Annotated in this window: 22 protein-coding genes; 10 read left to right on the forward strand and 12 right to left on the reverse strand. The window is 63.8% G+C overall.

Going from position 1 to position 23223, the window contains the following annotated elements; genetic code table 11:
- Nucleotides 1–167 precede the first annotated feature (167 nt).
- From NJT13_RS19305 to NJT13_RS19320, 4 genes are read left to right on the forward strand one after another with little or no spacing between them, the layout of a single operon-like run.
- Nucleotides 168–641, forward strand: coding sequence for a 30S ribosomal protein S15 (locus NJT13_RS19305; protein ID WP_254523436.1), 474 nt, complete (start codon nucleotides 168–170; stop codon nucleotides 639–641).
- A gap of 12 nt (nucleotides 642–653) precedes the next feature.
- Nucleotides 654–1880, forward strand: a complete 1227-nt coding sequence (locus tag NJT13_RS19310) for an exonuclease (RefSeq protein WP_254523437.1) — start codon at nucleotides 654–656, stop codon at nucleotides 1878–1880.
- The gene (locus NJT13_RS19315) at nucleotides 1877–2236 is read left to right on the forward strand and encodes a KEOPS complex subunit Pcc1 (RefSeq protein ID WP_254523438.1); all 360 of its coding nucleotides are present in this window, start codon (nucleotides 1877–1879) and stop codon (nucleotides 2234–2236) included. The genes NJT13_RS19310 and NJT13_RS19315 overlap by 4 nt, the downstream gene beginning before the upstream one ends.
- Nucleotides 2229–2870, forward strand: coding sequence for a 30S ribosomal protein S3ae (locus NJT13_RS19320; RefSeq protein WP_254523439.1), 642 nt, complete (start codon nucleotides 2229–2231; stop codon nucleotides 2868–2870). The genes NJT13_RS19315 and NJT13_RS19320 overlap by 8 nt, the downstream gene beginning before the upstream one ends.
- Before the next feature lie 82 nt (nucleotides 2871–2952).
- On the opposite strand, the gene NJT13_RS19325 is transcribed toward NJT13_RS19320, so the two are convergent.
- Together NJT13_RS19325 and NJT13_RS19330 are read right to left on the reverse strand one after the other, a co-directional pair.
- The gene (locus NJT13_RS19325) at nucleotides 2953–3258 is read right to left on the reverse strand and encodes a putative quinol monooxygenase (protein WP_254523440.1); all 306 of its coding nucleotides are present in this window, start codon (nucleotides 3256–3258) and stop codon (nucleotides 2953–2955) included.
- Nucleotides 3259–3337: 79 nt separating this feature from the next.
- Nucleotides 3338–3775: a cupredoxin domain-containing protein gene (locus NJT13_RS19330; RefSeq protein WP_254523441.1), complete on the reverse strand. Its 438-nt coding sequence runs from the start codon at nucleotides 3773–3775 to the stop codon at nucleotides 3338–3340.
- A 208-nt stretch (nucleotides 3776–3983) separates the two neighbouring features.
- Here NJT13_RS19330 and NJT13_RS19335 point away from each other — a divergent pair, with 208 nt between their 5' ends.
- From NJT13_RS19335 to NJT13_RS19345, 3 genes are all read left to right on the forward strand, one after another.
- Nucleotides 3984–4709, forward strand: coding sequence for a protein sorting system archaetidylserine synthase (locus tag NJT13_RS19335; RefSeq protein WP_254523442.1), 726 nt, complete (start codon nucleotides 3984–3986; stop codon nucleotides 4707–4709).
- Nucleotides 4710–4775: 66 nt separating this feature from the next.
- Nucleotides 4776–6119 carry a HEAT repeat domain-containing protein gene (locus NJT13_RS19340; RefSeq protein WP_254523443.1) on the forward strand — a complete coding sequence of 448 codons (1344 nt, stop codon included), beginning with the start codon at nucleotides 4776–4778 and terminating at the stop codon, nucleotides 6117–6119.
- Nucleotides 6120–6255: 136 nt separating this feature from the next.
- A complete protein-coding gene (locus NJT13_RS19345; RefSeq protein WP_254523444.1) occupies nucleotides 6256–8034 on the forward strand; it encodes a phospholipase D-like domain-containing protein in 1779 nt (592 codons plus the stop codon).
- Between the two features lie 70 nt (nucleotides 8035–8104).
- Here the strand turns inward: NJT13_RS19345 and NJT13_RS19350 are convergent, their stop codons facing one another.
- From NJT13_RS19350 to NJT13_RS19375, 6 genes are all read right to left on the reverse strand, one after another.
- Nucleotides 8105–8533, reverse strand: a complete 429-nt coding sequence (locus NJT13_RS19350) for a metal-dependent transcriptional regulator (RefSeq protein ID WP_254523445.1) — start codon at nucleotides 8531–8533, stop codon at nucleotides 8105–8107.
- 124 nt (nucleotides 8534–8657) lie between these two features.
- The gene (locus tag NJT13_RS19355) at nucleotides 8658–9152 is read right to left on the reverse strand and encodes a ferritin-like domain-containing protein (RefSeq protein ID WP_254523446.1); all 495 of its coding nucleotides are present in this window, start codon (nucleotides 9150–9152) and stop codon (nucleotides 8658–8660) included.
- Nucleotides 9153–9458: 306 nt separating this feature from the next.
- Complete coding sequence (gene sufD, locus NJT13_RS19360) at nucleotides 9459–10679, reverse strand: Fe-S cluster assembly protein SufD (protein ID WP_254523447.1); 1221 nt, start codon at nucleotides 10677–10679, stop codon at nucleotides 9459–9461.
- 1 nt (nucleotide 10680) lies between these two features.
- Entirely contained in the window at nucleotides 10681–12111 is a 1431-nt protein-coding gene (sufB, locus tag NJT13_RS19365) for a Fe-S cluster assembly protein SufB (protein ID WP_254523448.1), read from the reverse strand.
- A gap of 61 nt (nucleotides 12112–12172) precedes the next feature.
- Nucleotides 12173–13078 (reverse strand): ABC transporter ATP-binding protein, encoded by a 906-nt coding sequence (locus tag NJT13_RS19370; RefSeq protein ID WP_254523449.1) that lies wholly within the window; start codon nucleotides 13076–13078, stop codon nucleotides 12173–12175.
- Between the two features lie 162 nt (nucleotides 13079–13240).
- Entirely contained in the window at nucleotides 13241–15979 is a 2739-nt protein-coding gene (locus tag NJT13_RS19375) for a DNA-directed DNA polymerase (RefSeq protein WP_254523450.1), read from the reverse strand.
- A 350-nt stretch (nucleotides 15980–16329) separates the two neighbouring features.
- Here NJT13_RS19375 and NJT13_RS19380 point away from each other — a divergent pair, with 350 nt between their 5' ends.
- The 3 genes from NJT13_RS19380 to NJT13_RS19390 are packed head-to-tail and all read left to right on the forward strand — an operon-like array spanning nucleotide 16330 to nucleotide 17567.
- Entirely contained in the window at nucleotides 16330–16515 is a 186-nt protein-coding gene (locus NJT13_RS19380; RefSeq protein ID WP_254523451.1) for a DUF7331 family protein, read from the forward strand.
- Between the two features lie 51 nt (nucleotides 16516–16566).
- On the forward strand, nucleotides 16567–17124 hold the full coding sequence (locus NJT13_RS19385) for a DUF7322 domain-containing protein (protein ID WP_254523452.1): 558 nt from the start codon (nucleotides 16567–16569) through the stop codon (nucleotides 17122–17124).
- Nucleotides 17121–17567, forward strand: a complete 447-nt coding sequence (locus tag NJT13_RS19390; protein WP_254523453.1) for a DUF7346 family protein — start codon at nucleotides 17121–17123, stop codon at nucleotides 17565–17567. Before NJT13_RS19385 ends, NJT13_RS19390 begins: the two co-directional genes overlap by 4 nt.
- 140 nt (nucleotides 17568–17707) lie before the next feature.
- Here NJT13_RS19390 and rad50 read toward each other — a convergent pair whose 3' ends face one another.
- The 4 genes from rad50 to NJT13_RS19410 all read right to left on the reverse strand — a co-directional run bounded on the left by rad50 (nucleotide 17708) and on the right by NJT13_RS19410 (nucleotide 23160).
- Nucleotides 17708–20392, reverse strand: a complete 2685-nt coding sequence (gene rad50 / locus NJT13_RS19395) for a DNA double-strand break repair ATPase Rad50 (RefSeq protein ID WP_254523454.1) — start codon at nucleotides 20390–20392, stop codon at nucleotides 17708–17710.
- Nucleotides 20389–21759: a DNA double-strand break repair protein Mre11 gene (mre11, locus tag NJT13_RS19400; RefSeq protein WP_254523455.1), complete on the reverse strand. Its 1371-nt coding sequence runs from the start codon at nucleotides 21757–21759 to the stop codon at nucleotides 20389–20391. The genes rad50 and mre11 overlap by 4 nt, the downstream gene beginning before the upstream one ends.
- 89 nt (nucleotides 21760–21848) lie before the next feature.
- A complete protein-coding gene (locus NJT13_RS19405; RefSeq protein ID WP_254523456.1) occupies nucleotides 21849–22493 on the reverse strand; it encodes a hypothetical protein in 645 nt (214 codons plus the stop codon).
- 397 nt (nucleotides 22494–22890) lie between these two features.
- Nucleotides 22891–23160, reverse strand: a complete 270-nt coding sequence (locus tag NJT13_RS19410) for a MarR family transcriptional regulator (RefSeq protein WP_254523457.1) — start codon at nucleotides 23158–23160, stop codon at nucleotides 22891–22893.
- Nucleotides 23161–23223 lie beyond the last annotated feature (63 nt).

Raw genomic sequence — 23223 nt, forward strand, 5'->3', positions numbered from 1 at the left:
TTTAGTCACCGACGAGTGAACCCCCACTGGGAAACGCACGGCCGCAAATCTGACTGTGTCACCCCCTCTCTCGGGTGACTTGGGATTGCGGAAGTGTACGACGAGGACCGGTTGTCCCGGTTTTCGACGGTATATTCGAGCGGTCAGTGCGGTTCCTATCCTCACCAATGGCACGAATGCACACCCGCCGCCGCGGCTCGTCCGGTTCGGACAAGCCGTCGGCAGACGAACCACCGGAGTGGAGCGACGTCGACTCGGACGATATCGAGAGCCGAGTCGTCGAACTGGCAGAGCAGGGCTACGATCCCAGTCAGATCGGGATGAAGCTGCGAGACGAAGGCGTCACCGGAACGCCCGTCCCCGACGTCAAACTGGCGACCGGGAAGAAGATCTCCGAGATACTCGAGGAAAACGACGCTCGAGCGGACGTTCCCGAAGACCTTCGGAATCTGATGGAGCGTGCGGTTCGCCTGCGCGAACACGTCCGAGCGAACCCGCAGGACTACCAGAACAAGCGCGCCTTGCAGAACACCGAGTCGAAAGTCCGCCGTCTGGTAGACTACTACCGCGGCGACGAACTCGAGCCCGACTTCGAGTACTCATACGAGGTCGCGACCGAACTGCTCGAAGACGTCGAATAACAGTATCGGACCATGTCCACCGAGGGTCGATCCGCCGAACCGTCGTCCGCCGTGCGCGCACTCGAGAGCGCCGGCTTCGTCCGCCTGGTCGTCCGGGCGGACGGCGACGCTCTCGCGGCGAGCGGACTCCTCGCGAGGGCTCTCGCGGCCGACGGAACGCCGTTCCAGGTGTCCGTCGGCCGGACGGTCGCGGAGCGATCGGAACGCGTTCGCGTCCCCGTGGACGACGACGTCGTCACGGTCGTTTTCGGGACCGCCGACGGACCCGACGACGAATCCGTCGTCAGGCTCGCGGCGAGAGACAGACCCGCGACGCTCGAGGCGGTCGATCACGTCCGCGAGTTCGGCGCGTCGCCGGATCCGATACTCGCACTCGCAGGCGTCGTCGCAAGCGGCGGTGAACCGGGTGCGGGCGAGAGCGAATGGCTTCTCGAGACCGCACGCGAGCGGGGGCTCCTCGAGCAGCGACCGGGGGTCGCGGTGCCGACCGCCGATCCGGTCGATGGCCTCGCCTACACGACGCGAGTGCGGACACCGTGGTCCGGCGACCCCGACGCGACTCGCGAGTCGCTTTCCGATGTCGCCGGGCGCGACCCGACCACCCTCGACGTCGACGATCATCGAACGATCGGCTCGCTGGTCGCACTCGACGCCGTCGGTGCCGAAGCGTCGGCCGACGTCGCCGCAGAATCCATCGGTGGAGTGTTACGGCCGTACGCGACGCCCGACCACCCATTCGCGACGCTCGGCGGGTTTGCCGACGTCCTCGAGGCGACGGCGAGAACGGAACCCGGAACGGGAGCCGCACTCGCGATGGGCCACGAGGTAACCGATTCGGCGCTGGCCGCCTGGCGCGACCGTGGGCGCCGCGCTCACGCCGCCCTCGAGGGGGCGACGACCGGCCGATACGACGGACTGTTCGTCCTCGGTATAGACGACGGGCCCGTCGAGGCGGTCGCCCGGATCGCGACGGCCTACCGGTCCCCCGAACCGGCCGTTCTCACGGTCGGAACCGACGAAGCCGCGGTGGCGACTCGCCGCGCCACTCCCCTGGGGACGACCGTCGAAGGCGTCACTCGCGAACTCGAAGGCGAGGCTGCGGGGACGGGAACGCCCGACTCCGACTCCGACTCGGGTTCCGGCGTCGCGTACGATGTCGGTCATCGACGCGGCTACCTGCGATACGACCCCGCGGTGGACGAATCGACGGTCATCACGACCGTGAGGGAGTTGCTATGAGCCGGCGAGCGACGATCAGGACGGATCACGACGATCCGGCACTCCTCGCACGAGCAATTCGTCCCGACAATACCGACGAAATGTCGACGACCGTGGAGTACGCCGCCGGGTCCGATTCCGACGACGACAACGCTGTCGGCGACACTGGCGACGGCAACGGCGGGATCCTCGTCACGCGGATCGACCGCGACACGACGAGCGGCCTCCGGTCGACGGTCGACGACTACGTGGTCAACCTGTCGGTCGCGATCGACGTCGCGACCCACGCACAGACGGTACAGCACGCACAACCGACGGACACGGGATCTGTGTCCGACACCCCAAGCGACTCAGATACGAACCAACACCATGAGTGAACGATCAGTTTCACGCACAAAACAGGAAAAGCGGTGGTACACCATCCTGGCACCCGAACAGTTCGACCGCCAGGAACTCGGAGAGACCCCCGCCGACGAACCGGACAAGGTCTACGGCCGAACGATCGAAACGACGCTCGGCGAACTGACCAACAACGCGAGCGAGAACAATACGAAGCTCACCTTCAAAGTGACCGACGTGGGCAGCGACAGCGCGTACACGGAGTTCAAAGAGCACTCCCTGACCCGCGACTACCTGCGCTCGCTGGTCCGTCGCGGCGCCTCGAAGATCGAGGCCTACGTGACCGTCCTCACGACGGACGACTATCGCGTCCAGATCCAGCCCGTCGCCTTCACGACGAAAAAGGCCGACGCGAGCCAGGAGAAGGCCATCCGCGAGACGATGGTCGAGATGGTCGAAGACGCGGCCGCGGAGCGCTCGTTCAGTGAACTCATCGACGGCGTCGTCGAAGGACGTCTCTCCTCGGCGATCTACGGCGAAGCCAAGACGATCTACCCGCTCCGCCGCGTCGAGATCCAGAAGGCGACCCTCGAGGCACACCCCGAGGAGGTCGCCGAAGAGGAAGCGACCTCGGTCGACGTCGACGACGAAGGCGTCGCCGCCGACGACTGATACCGTACCGCAAGCGAGAGCCGTTTTTGCAGCCGTTTTCTGTGCCTCCGATCGGTTCCCTTCGAGCGCTCGAGCCGACCGCTCAGAGATCGAGTTCGGTCGACGAGTCGACGTCGAATCGGGTCACCGTCGGCTCGCCCGCGAGCAGTTCCGGCAGCGCGCCCGCGAACTCCTCGAAGTGGTCGCTCTGTGAATGGGCCTCGAGTGCGGCCTCGTCTTCGTACCGTTCGAACACACGCACGACGTTCGGATCGGACACGTCCGTGGCCGCCCGATACTCGATCGTGCCTGCTTCTCGTTGTGACGCGGCGACGAGGTCCTCGAGGGACTCGAGTGCGTCCTCGCGGCGATCGGGATCGATGGTGAAACTCGCGTGAATGATTATCATCCGACGGTGAAATTCGGCCGTTCGGGGTTAAAACTGTCCTTCCCCGAACTGGTCGGACGGGGTGGCGCGTCGTCGGCCGTTACTCGGTGACGACGATCTCGCCGGCCATATTCGCACGTTCGTGGGGGATACAGAAGTATTCGTACGTCCCCGGAACGTCGAACGTGTGTTCGAACGTCTCCCGCGTCCCGAGGCCGCCGGCGCGTTCTCCGTGCCAGGCGTTGTACGCGGCCTCCTGCGTATCGAAGCCGCCGGAGGCGAAGAACGTCGCGTCGTCCGGAATGAGGTTCTCGTAGGCCGTCACGGTGTGGTCCGCCCCGCTCGTGTTCTTCCAGACGACGGTGTCGCCGACGGAAATTTCGTAGGTGTCGGGGAGGAATTCGGTCCGATTCATGCCGATGTGGCAGTCTTCGCCGCTGCATGGATCGTTCTCGAAGACGGAGAGCGCGGACGAACACCCCGCCAGACTGACCGAGAGGGCGGTTCCGACGGCGGCGAGATAGCGGCGCCGTTGCATGTCGGGACGTTGGGAGAGTCGTCGTATAACCGCCCCGGTTCACTCCTCGAAACTGGGAACGGGGAAGAAACGGACCGGCGTTCGGTCGGTTGGTATCCGAACGGAACGACGTGCCCACGGTACCAGCGAACGGAACGATAGGCGCACGGTTCCGGGGGTCCCGCGGAAACGAAAACACGTAAGGTAGCTCCCCATCGAATCCGGGCATATGCTCCCCCGGTTCGTCGGTCGGCTGGGCGTCGCCGACGCGGTGACGATCGCCAACGCCGCGCTGGGGTTCGTCGCTGTCGTCGTGGCGGTCGTCGATATCGACCTCGCCGCGCGGGTCGTTCTCCTGGCGGCCATCGCGGACGGCCTCGACGGGATCCTCGCGCGACGGTTCGGCGGTACCGATGCTGGTCCGTACCTCGACTCGCTGGCCGACGTGTCGTCTTTCGCCATCGCCCCCGCCGTCCTCTCGTTCGTCGTCGTCACAGACGGCCTCGGGATCGGGTTCGACGTGATCAGCGCCGAACTCGCGATCGTGACAGCTGTCTGTGCGCTGTTCGTCGCGATGGCCGTCACCCGTCTGGGGATGTACACCGCCTACGACGTCTCCGGCAGTCACACCGAAGGCGTTCAAACGACGCTCGCCGCGACCGTCCTTGGCGCGGCGATTCTGGCCGGCGAGACACAGCCCTGGCTCGTCCTCGCGGTCACCGGCGCGTTCTGCTACCTGATGGTCTCGAGAGTCCAGTATCCCGACTTGCTGGCCCGAGACGCCGCGATTATGGGTGTCGTCCACGCGCTCGCGATCCTCGTTCCGGAGTTCGCCGGCCGAACCTTCCCGTATGCGCTCTTGACGCTCGGACTCGCGTACACGACGCTCAGCCCGTGGTTCTACTGGCGGGATGACGGGTTTTCGGACCCGGTCGACGTGCATGGAAACGCTTAGGGCCGTGCTGACACGACAGTCTGGTATGTACACTGTCACGCGTCGGCGTCGTCCCCGGGTGGTACGATGAGCGAGGACGAGGCGAACGGTGACGAGACGGCCGCCGAAGACGAAGCGGGCGAAGCGGAACCGGTGGATCTCGAGGCGATCGGCGACCGACTCGACGCGCTGGCCGCCGACCTCGAGGAGCGACGGACCGACCTCGAGGCGGCCGACACCGAAGACGACCTCGACGTCGTCGAGGCGGACCTGGAGGCGTTTCGTGACGACCTCGAGAGCGTGGCCATCCCGGAACCGCCGGAGTCCGACGAGGAGGAAGACGAAGACGAGGAACCCGCGCCGGAAGCGGAACTCCAGGATCGAAACGACGATATCGAGAGCGACCTCTCGGACCTCGAGTCCGACCTCGAGGATCAGCGCGGTCCCTACGGCGCGGACGTCGTGGACGAAATCACGAGTTCGAAGAACGCGATCACGGGAACCCGCTGGACCGAAGAAGGGACGGCCGAACTGATCGAGGCTGTCGACGGCTTTCTCGACGACCTCAACGACCTGCTGGACAGTTCGGTGAGCCTCGTCAACGACGGCGAAAACGTTCCCGAGCAGCTCGAAGCGACGCTCGATTCCGCCGTCGCGGCCGTCGAGAACGCGGCACTCGACGCCGACGACGACGCCGACACGATCGCCGGGCTCCTCGAGGCGGCCGACGACCTCGAGAGCGACATCGACGCTGCGACCGAGTGGACGGACCTCGAAATTCGCGAGCGGCTGCGCCGCGAGGGGTACTACGACGTCCTCGATCACGTCAAGGACTTCCCCCCGGAGTGGCACGCGCTCAAAGTCCACGAAAAACGAGGCAACGTCGACATGATCCTCCTCGCGCTGGAATCGTTCGACTCCGATTTCATGGAGGAACACTGCATGGAAGCCCTCCAACGGATGGGGCCCGAGGAAGCCATCGAGCCGATGCTCCAGAAGGCCAACCGCCGCGATCAGGCGGCGATGCGCGTCCTCGGTTCGATCGGCGTCGCCGACGACGAGGTCGTCGAGACGCTGCTCGATTACGTCGATTCGAACCCGAACCTGCAGGGGCCCGCGTTCCGCGCACTCGGCGAAATCGGCAGCGAGGAGGCCGTTCAGCCCATCGCCAATCAGCTTATCGCGGACGAGGCCGACGTCCGGAGCTGGGCCGCCCGTGCGCTCGGCCTGATCGGCGACACCCGCGCCATCGAACCGCTCGCGACCGTCCTCGAAGACGACGAATCCGACCGCGTCCGTGCCAGTGCGGCGTGGGCGCTCACGCGAATCGGCACGAGGGACGCCCTCGAAATCGTCACGGAGTACGACGACGACCGGGCCTACCTCGTCCAGGCCGAGGCCGAGCGCGTCGACCTCGAGCCGGCCGTCTGAGAAACACCGATCCGGACCGCCGGGTCGGTCCGTTTTCCGAACTCGACGAACTGGGAGACAGTGCGGGGACGGCCCACTCCCAACGAACTCGTTCCCCTCCAATACTTTAAGTACGAACGGGCGGCCAGAGGGGGCGATGGACATTCGGCGGGCCGCCCTCGTCGCCGCACTCGTTTGCACGCTGGTCTGCAGTACCGCGATAGTCTTCGTCGTCACGGACGAATCGCCCACGACTGAACCGGCACCGCGTCGAGCCGTCGCACCCCCGGACCCGCAATCGACCGCTCTCTCCTGCCCCGCTCGAGCATCGACGAACGCCACCGCCACCGATCCGGCGTCGAAACCGCGGATCGTCGGTCTCTACCCGAACCCGACCACCGACGAAAACGTGGGAGAATACGTCGTCCTCGAAATCCCACCCGAAACGGAGCGCCAGAACTGGACGCTTACGGACGGTCACACGACGGCTCGAATTCCGAATGCGGGATTCTCCGGCCGCGTCGCGTTGAGTACGGCGCCGAACGTCACCGAGATGCTGACCGATCTCCCCGTTCTCGGACTCGAGGACCGCCTCGAACTCGCCGCCGACGGCGACGCGCTGCGGCTCCGAAACGGGACGAGAACGGTCGACGCAGTGACGTACGATCGCGCCCCGGAGGCCGAACGATGGTACCGAAAACCGACCGACACCGACGAGAAGACCGTCCGCAGCGACGGTCAGTGGTGGCCTCGAGGTGCGACCTGTCTCCCCGTTCGGAGCGCTGAAGTCGACACGATCACGACGTTCGTCCTCCCGGACTCCCCGAACGTTCCACGGGAGACCCTCCGTTCCGCCGACGAACGACTCCTGCTCGCCGGTTACACCGTCACTTCCGAAGCGATCGCCGCCGAACTCGTGGCGGCGGCCGAGCGCGGCGTCGACGTCGCAGTGCTCCTCGAGGCGAGTCCGGTTGGCGGCACGCCGGCGCCCACCGAAGACGTCCTCGAAACGCTGGCGAACGGCAACGTCGAGGTCCGGGTCATCGGGGGTGAGGGGGCCCGATATCGGTATCACCATCCGAAATACGCGATCGCGGACGACCACATCCTGGTCACCAGCGAGAACTGGAAGCCGGCGGGCGTGGGCGGCCAGAGTAGCCGCGGGTGGGGCGTTCGCCTGGAGGACGAGACCCTCGCGGCCGACCTCGCGAGAGTGTTCAGAGCCGACTTCGAGGGGTGGGACACGACCGGAGTCACGGCCTATCGCGCGAACACGTCGTTCGTGGACGACGGAACGCCCGCCGTTTCGTCGTCTCGCTCGGCGTTTCCGACGACCCACGAACCGACAACGGTCCCCGTCGAGTCGGCCGAACTTCTCGTCGCACCGGACAACGCAGACCGGCGATTGCAGGACCTGCTCGCCGCAGCGGACAGCGAGATACTCGTCGTCCAACCGTCCATCGCCGCCGACGTCTCACTGCTCGAAGCGACCATCGATGCGGCCCGCCGCGGCGTCGCCGTTCGTATTTTGCTCGGTTCGACGTGGTACAACGACAGGGAAAACGAGGCGCTCGTCGCCGATCTCGAGCGTCTCGCGGCAACCGACGACCTCCCCCTCGACGTACGGCTCGTCGAAGATACCAACCGATTCGAAAAAATACACGCGAAAGGGATCGTCATCGACCGGGAAGTGGCGATCGTCGGCAGCGCAAACTGGAACGCGAACTCGCTCCAGAACAACCGCGAAGTGCTCGTCGCGCTGCACGGTGAGCGGGCCGCGAACTATTACGCGACCGTCTTCGAGGCCGACTGGTCGGGAGACGCGTGGCGATTGCCGATCGGTTTTGCCGTGCCAGTCGTCGTCGCACTCGCCCTCGCGGCGATCGTCGGCAGACGCTACATCAGGTTCGGCGATCCACCCTCGAACCGGCGCTAAGCAGCACCGTCGGCGGTCCACGGTCGACGCGTCGGCGTCTGCCGCGTCCCCTCCCCTCCGGCCTCAGATGTCAGTCCGCACAGCCACCAGCCTCGAGCAGTTCACAGCAGTCGGCCTCCGGGTCGAAACAGTCGGGGCACTGATCGGGCCGGTCGATGATCGTGTCGAGTCGATCGGCGACCGTTTCGTCGATGACGCTCTCCAGCGTGCGCGCTTCGTCGCGGAATTCTTCGACCTCGAGGACGTTCGCGAGGAACCGCTCGATGATACAGTACGTCTGCAGGGCGTTGTGAGCGCGTTCGAGTCCCTCGTCGGTCAGACTCGCCCCCTTGTATTTCTCGTGGTCGACGAGTGCCCTGTCTTCGAGTTTTCCGACCATCTCGTTGACGCTGGCCGGACTCACCTCGAGCAAGTCCGCCAGCGTGCCGGTCGAGGCGGGTCCGTCTTCGATTCTCTGAGCCAAATAGATCGCTTTGAGGTATTGGTCGGCAGTGTTCATAACATCCCTCCCGTCGTGTGGCAGCCTCCCACGTCGGTCGCTCCCCGATGGCCCCGAACACGGGTGTCGGTACGCTCGTCGAACGGCCTCGAGACGGGCCCGGCCGCTACGGTTGTCGTCCCTGTCATGCTCTGTGTTCCATGATCTCGGTCACTTCTTCGACGCCCTCTTTTTCCTCTTCCCGGATCGCGTACAGCGTTTCGAGCAGTCGATCCCGGTCGACGGCGAACTCGGCTGTCGACGCTTCGATCGCGGCGATCAGGTCGTCGTAGAACTTGTAGGCCGTTTCCTCGTTGGCCAGTTGATCGTAGAGGACGCCGTCCGTATCCTCCGGCGGCCCGTACTGGGCATCGACTAACGCGTTTATTTCCTCGTACCCGACCGTTTCCGCCTCGAGGTCGTCTATCAGCGCCTCGAGCCGCTCGCGGTGCTCGGCCGACTCTCGTGCCGCCTCCGCGAGCAACTCCTCCACCTCCTCGTCGAATTCCGCCCGCTCTTCCGGGGGCAAGGACTCGATATGGTGGGCGGCGCGTGACTCGACGACTTCCTCCAGGACGACCCCGATCTGGAGTAATCGGGTCAACTGGTGGTCGCTCGAGACACGCTGTCCCAGACTCATGGGTGACATACAGGACCGTCGGTACTTATGTTTCCCTATTGCCTCGATCGACGGGCCGATACGCTTCGACGGGTCGGCGAGACGGACGAGCATAGCGTGCCTGTTCGACCGCAGCGAGCCACACGACCCGCGAGGCCGCGCCACGATTCGTGGTCCGCGTTTGTTCGAACGGTCGTGTCGGCGCCCACCTGTTCGAAGCGACGTACTCGAGTCTCCGATGCTCGAGCCACGGTCCCGTGTAACGATCCCGCGGTCGGTGAATCGAGCGCGGAGAAACGGTACCGGCCGACGAAAAACGTTCCGCGATCAGTCGCGTTTGCGAAGACGAGCCGCGATGAGTTCCTCGAGGTCGTCGCGGAGTTCGTCGACGTCAATCTCGTCCAGGACGGGAACGAAGAAGCCCTCGACGAGCATGTTGCGAGCGGATCTGGGGTCGACACCGCGGGAGGTCATGTACAGCAAGTCCTCCCGGTCGATCTGACCGACGGTCGCGGAGTGGCTGGCCTCCGTGTCGTGGTTGTTGATGATCAGCTTCGGAGAGGCGTCGGCCTCGCTCTCGTCGGACAGCATCAGCGTGTTTTCGCGCTGGTAGGAACTCGTGTCCCAGGCGTCTGCGCCGACGTCCTGAACGCCTTCGTAGACCGAGCGGGCGACGTCGTCCGTGACCCCGCGGGTGACGAGGTCCGCGGTCGTGTGCTCGGCGCGGTGCCAGACCTTGGCGTCGAGGTCGAAGTGCTGATCGTTGTGCCCGTAGAAGGCGCCGACGATCTGCGTTTCCGAGGAGTCGCCGCTGAGCGTCGTCGAGACCTCCGTCTTGGTCAACTGTGTCCCGAGGTTCCCCTCGATCCAGTCGATCGTGGCGTAGGTGTCGGCGACGCCGCGCTTGACGGTGAAATTGTACGCCTCTTCCGAGAGATTTTGCAGGCTACCGTATTGCACGTAGCTGTTCTCGCCGGCGGCGATTTCGACGATTCCGCTATAGTACTGCTCTTCGGCTTCCGTCCCCGTCGACTGCCGCTCGAGGATCGTCACCGAACTCGATTCTTCGGTGACGACGAGCGTATAGTTGAACAACGAGCGGGAGTTCTGCGCCGTGCGGACGGTCACGTCCTCGGCGTCGACGCCCTCGGGGACGTAGATGACCGTTCCGGTGCTAAACAGCGCCGTCGAAAGCGCCGTCAGGTAGTTCTCCTGGGGATCGACGATGGAGCCGAAGTGCTCTTTCAGGAGGTCCTCGTGCGCCTGAACGGCGTCGCTCCAGGGGAGGACCTCGGCGTCCTCGGGACCGACCTGATCCTTGTTCTCGGCTGCGTTCAGCGGATCCACGAGGGACTCGAAGTCCAGTTCGTGGAGGTTCGTCCAGTCCCGCCCCGGCGTTCGGATGACGTCGGGCATGTCGAGGTCTTCGAGGGCCTCGAGTGCCTCGAGGCGGGTCTCCGTGAGCCAGTCCGGCTCGTCGAGCCCCTCGCTGATGTCGCGTACCTGTTCTTCCGTCAGATTGGCGTGTACCTGTGTTCCTGCGCTCATATTATCCGAGGCTTCCCTCCATCTCGAGTTCGATCAAGCGATTCAATTCGACCGCGTACTCGATCGGCAGTTCCTCCGTGATCGGCTCGATGAAGCCGGCGACGATCATCTTCTTGGCGTCGTCGTCGTCCAGGCCGCGACTCTGGAGGTAGAAGATGTCCTCGTCACCGATCTTCCCCACGGTCGCCTCGTGTGCGACGTCGACCTTCGACTCCTCGATTTCCATGTACGGCATGGTGTCCGAGGTGGACTCGTTGTCGAACATCAGGGCGTCGCACTCGACGGCGGTCGAGGAGTTCTCGGCGCCGTCGGCGATGTGGACGAGGCCGCGGTAATTGGTTCGGCCGCCGTCCTTCGAGATCGACTTGGACTCGATGGTCGAACTCGTGTTCGGCGCGTTGTGGTAGACCTTCGCACCGGTGTCGATGTCCTGGCCCTCGCCGGCGAATGCGATGGTGATGTGGGTGTCGGTCGCGCCGCGACCCTTGAGGATCGAACACGGGTAGAGCATGGTCGCTTTCGAGCCCATGCTGCCCGAGACCCACTCCATCGTGCCGTTGGCCTCGACGATCGCGCGCTTGGTGTTCAGGTTGAACGTGTTCTTCGACCAGTTCTGGACCGTCGAGTACTGGACGTGTGCGTCCTCGCCGACGAACACCTCGACGCCGCCCGAGTGCAGGTTGTGGGTGCCGTACTTCGGTGCGGAACAGCCCTCGATGTAGTGGACTTCGGAGCCCTCCTCGGCGATGATGAGCGTGTGCTCGAACTGCCCCATCCCCTCGGAGTTCATCCGGAAGTACGCCTGCACGGGCATCTGGACCGTGACACCCTCGGGAACGTAGACGAACGACCCGCCCGACCAGACGGCACCGTGCAAGGCGGCGAACTTGTTGTCGCTCGGCGGGACGCACGTCGTCATGAAGTGTTCTTTGACGAGGTCCGGGTGTTCCTGGACCGCGCGGTCCATGTTCATGAAGATGACACCCTTCTCCTCCCACTGCTCTTGCATGTTCTGATAGACGACTTCGGACTCGTACTGGGCACCGACGCCGGAGAGGGCGTTCTTCTCGGCTTCCGGGATGCCCAGTTTGTCGAACGTGTCCTTGATCTCGTCGGGCAGTTCCGTCCAGTCGTCGACGCCCTCGCGCTTGTCGACGTCCGGGCGGATGTACGGGACGATCTCTCCGACGTCGAGTTCGGAGAGGTCCGGCATGCCGGGCCAGCCGGACGGCATCGGCATGTTCTGGTACTGTTTGAGCGCGCGGAGCCGGCGCTCGAGCATCCAGTCGGGCTCGTCTTTGTCCTCGGAGATCATGCGAATGACCTCCTCTGTCAGGCCCTTCTCGGATTTGACCGCAGCGTTCTGCTCTTTCTTGAACTCGAACCGGGCCTCGGTGTCTGTCTCTTTTAGGTGGTCTTGTTCGGAACTCATTGGTTGATCGTAGTTGTGGTTACGGCTGTAACGTTATTACGGTTGTTCTAGCTGAATTCGGTTACGCGGTGCCGTAGACCTCTTCGCGGACCCAGTCGTACCCCTTGTCCTCGAGTTCTTCGGCGAGTTCCGGACCGCCGCTTTTGGCGATCTGGCCGTCGAGCATCACGTGGACGTGATCCGGTTCGACGTAGTCGAGGATGCGCTGGTAGTGGGTGATCTGCAGGATGCCGGTCCCCTGCTCGTCTCGAAGCGCGTTGATACCGTCGGAGACGTCCTGCAGTCGGTCGATGTCGAGCCCGGAGTCGATCTCGTCCAGGACGGCGATCGAGGGTTCGAGGATCGCGGCCTGCAGCACTTCGTTCTGTTTCTTTTCACCGCCGGAGAAGCCGGCGTTGAGGTAGCGCTGGGCGAACTTCTCGTCCATATCCAGCTGTTCCATCTTCTCCTGGAGGATCTCCTGGAACTCGGCGACGCCGACCTCGCCCTCGTCTGCGGGTCCTTCCATCGGGGAGGTTTCGAAGCCTTCGTCCTCGCTTTCGTCCTCGCTCTCGTCCTCCTCGAAAAGTTCCTCGCGCTCCTCGATCTTGGCGTTCAGCGCCGTCCGGAGGAAGTTCGTCATCGTGACGCCTTCGATCTCGGCCGGATACTGGAAGCCGAGGAACACGCCGAGCGCAGCGCGCTCGTTCGGCTCGAGGTCGAGCAGGTCCCAGGTTCGGTGGTCCTCGTCGATCTCGATTTCGTCGCCGAACTCGCCTTCCTCCAGGTGGAGCAGGACCTCACCCTCGGTGACGTCGTAAGCGGGATGGCCGGCGATGACCTTCGCGGTGGTGGACTTCCCGGAACCGTTCGGCCCCATCAGAGCGTGGATCTCGCCCGATTCGACCTCGAGATCGACGCCCTCGAGGATCTTCTCGTCGCCCTCCGCTACTTCGGCATGCAGGTTGCGTAGTTCGAGACGTGCCATAGTACTCTGTCACCCGAATGGTGGGTCGTATGACTGATAACGGTTTCGTATCCAATTGGATACGATTCCGCTCGGCAAAAATAATTTTTCAAAACGAGAAGTTTCCCCGTTCCGCGACCGGTTCCCTGATTGAAAATCCCCGGTTCGATGCCGGCCCGACGCTTACCAGTATTGATCGAGACCGGTCTGTTCCTGACCGCTTTTCACCTCTTCCCAGGAGACGTCGAGCGCCTCGAGAATGCGCTCGATCGGCCCCTTCAACGTTTTCTCGAGCATCTTCTCGGAGTCGACCGCGAACTCGTCGGGGATCTGATCTTCGTACTCGAAGCAGATGACGTCGGGATCGCGTTTGAACGCGCCGTAGAGGGGGTCAGTACGCGCGTCGAACCCTTCTTCGGCCTCGAGGCGTTCGAAGAACGTCGGATCGACGCGCTCGAGGTAGAGGCGCTTCGGTTTGCTCCCGCGCTGGAAGTTGGTGCCGAGCATCAGGTTGGCGTACTTCGCGCCGCGGACCTGCGCCGTATCCGTGTCGTAGTTGTCCAGGCGCTTGCCGATCCCTCCCGGAATGGCGATGTCCTCGAGCGAAACCTCTCCCGCCAGCACGTCCTCGATGACGTCGTTGACGTACTCCTTTGCACCTTCGACGTCGCCGTCCTTGACGATCATCTCGATGACCTCGTGCTGGACCTCCTTCGTGATGGGTGCGATGTCCGAGCGCTGGTACTCGAAACCGACGATGTCGACGTCGTCGACGTCCTTACCTTCCTTCCAGGTGATGTGGCCCGCGTATCGTTTCTTCGTCCCGGCCTGGAAGAACCGCCGGTAGAGTTTCTCGAATTCGATCTGAAACCGGTGGTCTTCGGCATTCAGATCCTCGCGCGCGAAGTCGTCGTACCGGCCGTTGATGTACTCCTCTATTTCGAACGACTGCTCGAGCGCCTCCGCTTTCGAGACGTCGGGGCCGAGTTCGAGCATGACCGAATCGGTGTCACCATATGCAACCTGATAATTAATTTCGTTCGCCGCCGTTTCGGTGAATTCGATCACTTCGCGCCCAGTCGCGGTAATCGCGGATGCCGCCTCCTTGTCGTATAACCGAAACTGTTCCCAACCCGACACGCCATACAACGAGTTCATGATTACCTTTACCGCTCCCTGCTGACGGTCGTACTGTTCGTACTCCCTGCTGCCGGGTTCGTACTGGTTTCGCTGGGATTTCTTCTCCTCGCGTTCGGCCAGCAGTTCGTTGATCATCTCCCGCATGACCCCGTCGGGTTCCTTGCGAAAGTGGGTCGGCTCCGGTCGCGTCGGTGCGACGAACGTCTCGCCGTCGTACTCGTCCGGATCGACCCTCGTTTCGGGTGACGCGTTGACCGTCACCATGCACATCGGGTACAGCGACTTCAGGTCGAGGACGGTGACGTTCTCTTTGACTCCCGTGATCGGCTCGAACACCGCACCGCCTTCGTACTCCTCGCCGGCCTCCTGTTGCCCCTTCGACGGCAGCGAAAACCGCCCGTGCGCTTCGTGGAGGACGTACATGTCGACCGCGTCGCCCGGGGTCGGCGCGTCCTCGAGTTTGCAGCCGACGAACGACCGCACTTCGTCCCAGAAGGCGATGATCTCCTGTTGGCGGTCGAGTTCGACGCAGAGTTCGACGTCCCGAAGGTTGTATTCGAGCAGTCGCGTCGGGTCGTCCTCCCAGAGGTCGCCGATATCACCGGCGTAGCGTTCCTTGCCGACGCCGAGTTCCACCTCGCCGACGGCGTCGAGCCGATAGGAATCGAGTTCCGAGAAGACCGTCCGCTGGTAGGCATAGAGCAGGTCGAAGACGATGCGGCCCTTGATGTCCGGGCCGCCCCAGTTACTCCGCCAGACCTCGTCGACTCGAGAGAGCCGGTCGACGGCCAGGTCGTACTCGTGGTGTGGCCCCTCGAGTTCCTCGAGACGGTCGAGGAAGTACGGTGCGTCGAAATCCTCGAAGTTCCAGCCGGTAAGCAAGTCCGGATCGGTCTCGTCGATATAGTCGATGAAGGCCTCGAGCATCGCCGCTTCGTCCTCGAAGCTGCGCACTTCGTGGTCGATGTGGCCCTCGATCGGTTCGTAGTCCGTGATTTCGGTCGGGATGGTCCCGTCGCCGACCGGCGCCTCGTACAGCCACATGACGTACTCGTCACGGTACGAGTCGTGGCTCGTGAGACAGACGATGGGTTCTTCGCCGTCTTCGGGAAAGCCCGAGCGGTCGTCGACTTCGATGTCGAACGTACAGACGCGCGGTTGCGCGTTGACGTCCGCCGCTTCGACCTCGTCGTGGGGGACGATCAACGAGTCGTCGTCGGCACGGCGCTCCGGAACCCGAATTCCGCTGCGAATGTCCTTGTCGATCAGGAATCGATTCGGAAACAGGATGTCCGCCTCGTAGTGGTCGAAATCGTCGCGCACCTGCCCGACGTCTCGAGGCGTCTGCCCGAAAATTTTGGTGAGTTTCTCGCCACGGATGCTCTCGTAGGGTTCGCCGTCGTGACCGACCTCCCGGCTTCCGGTAAGTCGGTCGTATTGCTCCTCGGGCGGCCGATCGAGCGAATTCGTCGGCGTGTAGAAGTATGGTTGAAAACCGACGACCTGGACGTGCTCGAGGGCCCCTTCGGGCGTCCGTCCGAAGACGTGCATGATCGGCCGCTCCTCGTCGCCGTAGCCGGCGATCGTGTAGTCGACCTGCATCACGGCGAGTTCGAGTTCACCGTCCGGTTCGGGGAGCGTCTCTTCGACGACGTCGATCACCTCCGTGGCGGTGGACCCGCCGTTGCCGGCGACGGCAACCGCCTCTTCTGCCGGCCGGTCGTCGGTCGCGTCGGAGTCACCACCGAACTCCGTCAGTCCGGTCTGGCCCGCCTCAGTCATGATACCCGGATTAGCAGTCGGCGGTTAAAAACCCCTGCAATCCCCCTCCGTGACCGTCACCGTCCGGGCCGTCTCGAGGGCTCTACTGGTGATACAGGAGCCCGGGTCAGAGAAGAGAACGACTGATAGTTGGGAAGTGGTGAAACAGACGCCGTTACCGACCGATCTCCGTCATCTAGACCGGCTTCCGGCTGTCGCAGTTCGGTGGTGACCCGGATTTCGTCTCTCGTGAGCGGAGACCTGCTCCTGGCCGGTCGCTGCTCGGAACGACCCGTTTATCAGGGGGTCCCATCTGAAAAGTTGCGGGGGCAAGAAGACATATAACTTGGTAACACATAACATAGGCACAGGTGATCGATGTGTCCACCCATGTGAACGATGACGCGACGGATCGGCGCGAACCGAGTAGCGAACCCGAGGGTACCGCAACGATCGAATCCTACGAGACCGAAAACGGCGTCGTCTTCTACGATGCCCAGAACCCGCTCGCGTGGATGGAGACCTCCCGAACCCTCACGCTCGAGGAACTCGCCTGAGGGGCGGTCTAAACGCGAACACTTTTCCTGCCGTTTACCCTTCGCTCACACGTGGTATTCGACTCGACCGACGACGAGTCCGCAGACCGGGATCCGGACCCGGAGGGAACGGTCAGGGATCCGGGTGAGCAATACCGAAACCCCGAGGAGAAGTTCATGGATCCCGACCACGATTCCCTGACGATTCCCCAGATCGGGGTCGAAGAACCCGATGCAGATACCGCGACGGATTCGCTCTCGATCCCCTCGGTGACCACGCCCGAAACCGACGCCCCGGACGACGTCCTCGAGACGTTCTGGGTTCTCGTGGTCGTCCTCAACGGTGCGATTCTGGCCCTCTCGCTCGGTGCCCTCTTTTTGCTCTTCGAAGGGGACACGACCAGAGGTGGCTCTCTGCTCGCCATCGGGCTCGTCACCACGGGGTTTTCCGCTCACCGATACAGGCAGTTCCGGCGTGCCGTATCCGAGCCGACGGAACCGGCGGATACGGCAGACTCGACGGACGCGACCGGTTCGGGGGACGACCGAACCGAATCGGACGAAACGTTGAATACCGGTGCACCCGACGACACCGATACGACATCGACCGACGATTCAGGGAAATCATGAAATCCGTCCAGGATAACACCGGGAAGCGGTATCTCCTTCTCAAGCACTCCACGGACGCGAGTCTCGTCCGCGATCCCGCAACCGGAAACGAATGTTACATCCAGAACGACCGCCTCGAAGCGGTCGACGAGGAATCGCCCCTCGAGACGGCCGCTCGGAGCGTCGACGAACCGGTTGTAACCCTCCTGACGAACGTTCACGACACGCAAACGCTCGGTCTCTTGATCGAACTCGCAGAACGGGGTCCCCTCGACGTCCGCACGCTACTCGACGCGTACGATCTCTGCGAGAGCGACCTGCACGGGCGCCTGACCGTTCTCACAGCGGCGGGGTTGCTCGAGGAAACACAGGTCGCCAGCGGACGCGGCTATCGGATCACCGAGGAGTGTGCCACCGCACTCGAGGCGATTCGAAACGGATCCACTCACGAACGAAGCGAGTGAAGGACGAACCGCGAGGAAGGGTAATGGACGAACCGCGAGAAACGACGTAAAACAGTTCTCGTCTCCCGGACGGGCTGTGAATACAGATCGCATCGAGCGGTTCGCCCTTCGCATCGTCCGCGTCGCGTCCCGAAACAGCCCTAGTTCGACGCCAACAGCTCCACTTCGGGCGGCTGGCCGCGCTCGAGTCGGGAGCGATTCGACGTCGCGTCCTTCTCGACGCGGACGAGCGAGTCGGCCGCGCCGACGAGTTCCTCGTCGTGACTGACGACGACGATCTGTTCGACGCCCAGATCGCGCATCGATTCGACGAGCGAGACGAGTTGCGTCACGTGACCGGCGTCGAGAAACACCGTCGGCTCGTCGAGGATCAGCGGCGGCATCGGCGCGGTTCCCTCGACGCCCTCCGCGAGCAGTCGATAGATCGCACACCGCAGGCTGAGGTTGAACAGCGCGCGTTCACCGCCCGACAATTGTTCGGGCTCGAGCGCTTCGCCGTCTTTCTGATAGACGGTCAGCCGATAGTCACCGTCGAGGTCGATCGACGCGTAGGAGTCGTTCTGGTAGACCAGCTCGAAGGTTTCGTTGAGCAGCCGCTCGAGCGTCTCGACGTTCCGCTGGCGGAGTTCGGCCCGCAGTTCGCCGTAGGTCGTCTGCAGCGTCTCGGCCTCGTCGTACAGCGCCTCGAGTCGGTCGCACCGCTCCTCGACGGCTTCGAGACGCTCGCGGCGTTCCTCGAGTTCCTCGAGTTCCCGCTCGACGGCCCCGATCGCGTTCTGGACCTCGGTTCGCTTCTCCGCGAGGTCGTCGAGTTTCTCGTCGACCTGCTCGATGTAGTTCTCGGCGTTTGTCTTGTCAGCGCGAGCGGTTTCGACCCGGTCTTCGTCGAACTCCGATTCGAGGTCCCGCTTTCTGTCGCGCTTTGCCGAGAGCTGTTCCCGGCGTTCGTCGTTCATCGTCTCCCAGTCCTGCCGTCGTTCGCGCAAGGTTTCGATTTCGCTCTCGAGCGTCGCGCGCTCGTCGGCGATTTCCGACACGCGGCGAAGCGATGCGAGCGCGTCCTTGAGTTCCCCGCGCTCGGTGTTGATCTCGCCGAGCGCGGCTCTCGCCTCGGCCACGTCTTCCTCGCGGTCGTCCGCTTCGGATCGCTTCGCCTCGGCTTCGGCCTCGTACTCCGCGGCGTCCTCTCGGAGCTGTGCTCGCTGATCGCGGCGGTCGGCCAGCGATTCGCGTTTCTCCGCGAGCAACTGCTCGATGTTGTTCCGGTTCTCCTCGAGGCGATCGACACGCCGTTCAGCGTCCCGCAGTTTCTCGGCCCGTTCGATCCGGTCGGCGAGATCGTCGCGGTCGGCCTCGAGGTCGTCTCGTCGCTCCTCGAGATCGGCGAGTTCCTCCCGTCGGTCGTCTATGACGTCCACGTGGGGCGAGTCCTGGACCGGTTGCCCGCACTCTGGGCATTTTCCCTCCTCGAGCAGCCGTTCGCCCTCCTCGATCGCCGTCTTTGCGGCTCTGATGTCGGCGGTGACGTCGTTGGTCTCGGAGACCAGTTTCTCCCGTTCGGCCTCGAGGGCTTCGAGCGTGGATTCGGCCTCCCCGAAGTCGATCGGCGAGTCGTCGAACGTCGCTCGCGCGGTTTCGATCTGCGTCTCGAGGTCGTCGAGACGGTCTTCGCGTTCCGCGATCGTCTCTTCGTCGGCTTCTATTCGGTCGTCGAGGCTGTCGGCCTCCTCGCGAGCCTCCGTTACCTGTGACTCGAGGTCGTCGGCCTCCTCGCGGAGCCGTTCGATCTCGTTTGTCCCCTCGGTGATCGTCACGCGAACGTCTTCGAGGTCGTCCCGAAGATCCTCGTCGCGTGCCTCGAGATCGTCGATACGCCGTCGGACCGTTTCCCGATCTGGATCGGCCGTCTCGAGGTCGACGTCCTCGAGGAGGTCGACGCGTTCGGTCGCGAGTTCGTCGCGGCGCTCCCGGATTTCGCGGATGTCGTCGGTCGCTTCCTCGCGTTTGCGTTCGGTCTCGCCGATCTTCGACCTGATGTCGTCGATCTCTTCGGCGAGTGACACGATCTCTTCGCGGGTCTCCTCGTGGCGATCGAGGACCGTTTGTGCCGTCTCGAGCGTTTTCTGGGCCTGTTCGCGCTGGGTTTCGTAATGCTCGATCTCGTCCGCGAGATCGGACCGCCGGGATTCGAGCCCGTTCAGGCGCTCGTGGAGGTCTTTTTTCTCCTTCTGTTCGACCTGTTTGCGGACGTCAACGAGGACTTCACGCTGGCCGTCGAGGACTGTCTTGACGCCGAGTCGAGCCTCGCTGCCCCGCTCGCGGTACTCCTCGAGTGCGCCGAGCTGGAGGAGGTCGTCGATCATGTCCTGTCGGTCGCTCGGCGAGGCGTGAATGAGCTTGTTGACCTCTCCCTGGCGAACGTACGCGCAGTTGACGAAGGCTTCGGCGTCCATCCGCAGGAGGTGGGTCACCTCGCGACGGACGTCGCGGGCGCCCTCGATCGTTCCGGTCGGCGTTTCGAGGACGCATTTCGTGGTGGTAGCACGGTCGCCGCGCAGTTTCAGACGCCGTTCGACCCGATACTCGGCGCCGTCGTGGGTGAACCAGAGTTCGACCTCGGCTTCTTCCTCGCCGGTCGTGATGACGTCGTCGAGGGTTCGGTCGGCAAGCGCCTTCGAACCGTAGAGCGCGAAGAAGACCGCTTCGAGCAGCGTCGACTTCCCGCTTCCGTTGACGCCGTGGACGACGGTGACGCCGTGCTCGAGCGAGAGGTCGGCGTCGCCGTAGCACTTAAATTTCAGAAGCCGGACACGGTCGACTCTCACGCGAAATCACCCAGCGACGCGGTCTCGCCGTCGGACGAATCGTCGGCGGTTTCGGCGTCCGTAGCCGTGTCGGCGGTTTCGGTGTCCATAGCCGAGTCAGCGGTGTCGGTTTCGATATCGTCACCCACGTTCTCGTCGGTCACCGCATCGGCCGACGCAGTCGGGTCGGCCGCGGACTCGGGTCCGTCGGCGATCTCATCGGCGACCGTCGTCACGTCCTCGTCGCTCGGCTCGCGATCGGGAGCGGGTTCGAAGGCCGACCGGTCCTCCTCGAGCAATTCGCGAACTCGACGTTCGACCGATTCACGGACGTTCGCGTCCGCGAGGTCGTCGTTTCGGACCGTTTCGTCTATCTCGAGTGCGGCGTCGCTGAGCCCGAGTTCACGGACGCGCTTGCGGACCGCGTCGTCGGGGTCGGCGAAACTGACCGACACGGCCTCGTCCTCGTCGGGGAGTTCCCGCCGGTCGTTGACGCGAGCGACGAGCGCACCGCGGTCGACCGCGAGTTCCTCGACCGCTGCGGGGGTGACCGGTCGGCCGTCCCCTTCGACGGTGACGATGACGACTGCATCCGTGAGGTCGTGTTGACGAACGCGTTCCTGTACGCGGTCGATCCCTTCGCCGGCTGCTAACTCGACGTCGACGAAGACGAACTCCCGGGTCGCGGTGAGCCCGCGACGGCGGATCGCGACCGTCCCGTTTTCAACGTCCACGAGGTTGTAGCCTCGATCCTCGCGTTCGCTCGCGCTCGCGCGCTCGGTCGAACCGCAGTAGGTGACCCACGTATCGAGGACCTCGGCGGTGTCGGGCGCGTGGTTGTCCCCCAGCAGGACGGCGTCGAAATCGACCGTCGACTCGCGGAGGACGGTTTCCGTCTCCCAATCCGCGTGCGCAAAGGGTTCGAAGAGGCCGTGACTGACCAGCGTGGCGCAGTCGGCCTCGTCGGGCATCGACGCGAACTCGTACTCGAGGTCCCCGCGTCGCGAGCGTGGGACGAAGTCGAGTCCGTAGAACGCCACGTCGTCGACGACGACCGGGTCGGCGCCGAGGCGTGTCGCCAGTCCGAGATCCGCGAAGAGATCGAGCCACTGGGCGTCACGTTTCGACTCGTGATTGCCGACCACGGCGAGAAACGGAATATCGGCGTCGGCAAGCGTTCGAAGGACGTCGACGGTTCCCTGGAGGTCGACGAGACTCGGTCGGCGGTCGTGAAAGAGGTCGCCGGCGTGGACCACCGCGTCGACGTCGTCCGAGACCGCGTCCTGGACGACGTTGCGAAATGCCTCGAGGAAGTCCCGTCGTCGCTCGGGCGAGTTGTACTGCTGGTACCCGATGTGGGTATCGCCCGTGTGGATTACCCGCGTCATTGACCAGTCGTTGGCGAGCCGACCCTAAAGGGGTTCCGTGACCGGAGTGAAAGTAACGTCGGACCGACCGTCCAGGCGACTGATGCCGGTCAAAGATCGCCGTTACTGGTTCCCTCGGGGACGAACTTCGAAGCGACCCAGCCGATTCCGGCGGCGACGGCGGCGGGAACGGTGACGAAAACGAGCAGAACGACGAAGAAGCCACCGCGTGCACCGAGTCCGCCTTCGACGGTGACGAACGGACTAAACGCGATCACCGGCACGAACAACAGGACGATTGCGACGGCGTACCCGCTTTTCGCGACCGCCTCTTGAACGGTCCGACACCGGACGAGGTAGACCGTCGCTCCCACCCACGTGACGAGACCGAAGATACCGGCCACCCCACCACCGGCGACGATCGCTAGGACGAACGTTCCCACGACGCCGACGAGGAGTCCACCGACGATCCCGACGACGGCAGTGAGCGTATTGTCCACGATGCCGTGGGGGTCCAACAGCCCGCTCCTATCGGATCCAGCGTGGCTATCCGCTGGGGTCGTTGCGCCGGTGCGGCCCGTGCTCCTCGGCGAAGTACCGGCCGCCGATTCTTCACTTTCAGCCACTCCGTCTTCGCCCGGTCCGGCGACCGCCGAGCCATCGGGTATATCGGCCCAGCAGTGCATGCAGTACGTCGCCGTCTGCCCGACGGGTTCGCCACAGTCCGGACAGCGCGGGTCGTCGGCTTCACTCATCGCCCGTCCTCGTCGCCTCGAGATCCGTGAGAGTCGTGATCATCGTTCGATCGGTTTCGGGACGGAGACACTACAGGATTGTAACGTTTTCACCCGGACACGACGGTCGAGGCTACCGTAGTCGACGGTGGTCGGCGATACGCAGCCACACAGTCGCCGATCGCCGGCAATACGCGTACAGACGCGACTCGCAGTTGGACGACGATGACATCGGACGCATCGAATCACGCCGACGCCTCGGCGCCGGCCGCTGAGAATACCCCTGCGGGTTCGCACCCGAACGAGCACGGCCGGGTATCAGAGGCCGTGCGATACGTCTGAACACCTCGGTCGAAAGGGCGTCCGCTCGAGTCCTGTCGCGACGAAGACGAATCGACGGCGACGGAACAGTCCCCGATCAGGCCTCGATATCGAGACTGTAGAGGCGCTTGCGAGCGTCTGAGAACGAGAAACGGGAGTCGATAACGTTCTCTTCGTCGAGACGGTTCAGCGCGTACCGGACCGTTCGGGACGGAAGCAGCGTCTCGTCGGCGAGTTGTTGCTGGGTCATCGTATCGTTGTACTCGAGGACTTTCGCGACGAGTTTCGCACTCGGTGGAAGGTCGCGGACGTCGTCCCACGTCCCCGACTGGCTAGGCTCCTGTCGAAGCGACTCTGAGGCGCTCATCGTATCTCCCTATTCCGAATACGAGGTGATAATATTTTCTATTCCATTTGATGCTTGTGGGTA

It is taken from the genome of Natrinema caseinilyticum (assembly GCF_024227435.1).
Taxonomy (GTDB): Archaea; Halobacteriota; Halobacteria; order Halobacteriales; family Natrialbaceae; genus Natrinema; species Natrinema caseinilyticum.

Coding starts and splice junctions, on each gene's coding strand:
- NJT13_RS19305 (WP_254523436.1), top strand. CDS start 168: ATGGCACGAATGCACACCCGCCGCCGCGGCTCGTCCGGTTCGGACAAG.
- NJT13_RS19310 (WP_254523437.1), top strand. CDS start 654: ATGTCCACCGAGGGTCGATCCGCCGAACCGTCGTCCGCCGTGCGCGCA.
- NJT13_RS19315 (WP_254523438.1), top strand. CDS start 1,877: ATGAGCCGGCGAGCGACGATCAGGACGGATCACGACGATCCGGCACTC.
- NJT13_RS19320 (WP_254523439.1), top strand. CDS start 2,229: ATGAGTGAACGATCAGTTTCACGCACAAAACAGGAAAAGCGGTGGTAC.
- NJT13_RS19325 (WP_254523440.1), bottom strand. CDS start 3,258: ATGATAATCATTCACGCGAGTTTCACCATCGATCCCGATCGCCGCGAG.
- NJT13_RS19330 (WP_254523441.1), bottom strand. CDS start 3,775: ATGCAACGGCGCCGCTATCTCGCCGCCGTCGGAACCGCCCTCTCGGTC.
- NJT13_RS19335 (WP_254523442.1), top strand. CDS start 3,984: ATGCTCCCCCGGTTCGTCGGTCGGCTGGGCGTCGCCGACGCGGTGACG.
- NJT13_RS19340 (WP_254523443.1), top strand. CDS start 4,776: ATGAGCGAGGACGAGGCGAACGGTGACGAGACGGCCGCCGAAGACGAA.
- NJT13_RS19345 (WP_254523444.1), top strand. CDS start 6,256: ATGGACATTCGGCGGGCCGCCCTCGTCGCCGCACTCGTTTGCACGCTG.
- NJT13_RS19350 (WP_254523445.1), bottom strand. CDS start 8,533: ATGAACACTGCCGACCAATACCTCAAAGCGATCTATTTGGCTCAGAGA.
- NJT13_RS19355 (WP_254523446.1), bottom strand. CDS start 9,152: ATGAGTCTGGGACAGCGTGTCTCGAGCGACCACCAGTTGACCCGATTA.
- sufD (WP_254523447.1), bottom strand. CDS start 10,679: ATGAGCGCAGGAACACAGGTACACGCCAATCTGACGGAAGAACAGGTA.
- sufB (WP_254523448.1), bottom strand. CDS start 12,111: ATGAGTTCCGAACAAGACCACCTAAAAGAGACAGACACCGAGGCCCGG.
- NJT13_RS19370 (WP_254523449.1), bottom strand. CDS start 13,078: ATGGCACGTCTCGAACTACGCAACCTGCATGCCGAAGTAGCGGAGGGC.
- NJT13_RS19375 (WP_254523450.1), bottom strand. CDS start 15,979: ATGACTGAGGCGGGCCAGACCGGACTGACGGAGTTCGGTGGTGACTCC.
- NJT13_RS19390 (WP_254523453.1), top strand. CDS start 17,121: ATGAAATCCGTCCAGGATAACACCGGGAAGCGGTATCTCCTTCTCAAG.
- mre11 (WP_254523455.1), bottom strand. CDS start 21,759: ATGACGCGGGTAATCCACACGGGCGATACCCACATCGGGTACCAGCAG.
- NJT13_RS19405 (WP_254523456.1), bottom strand. CDS start 22,493: ATGAGTGAAGCCGACGACCCGCGCTGTCCGGACTGTGGCGAACCCGTC.
- NJT13_RS19410 (WP_254523457.1), bottom strand. CDS start 23,160: ATGAGCGCCTCAGAGTCGCTTCGACAGGAGCCTAGCCAGTCGGGGACG.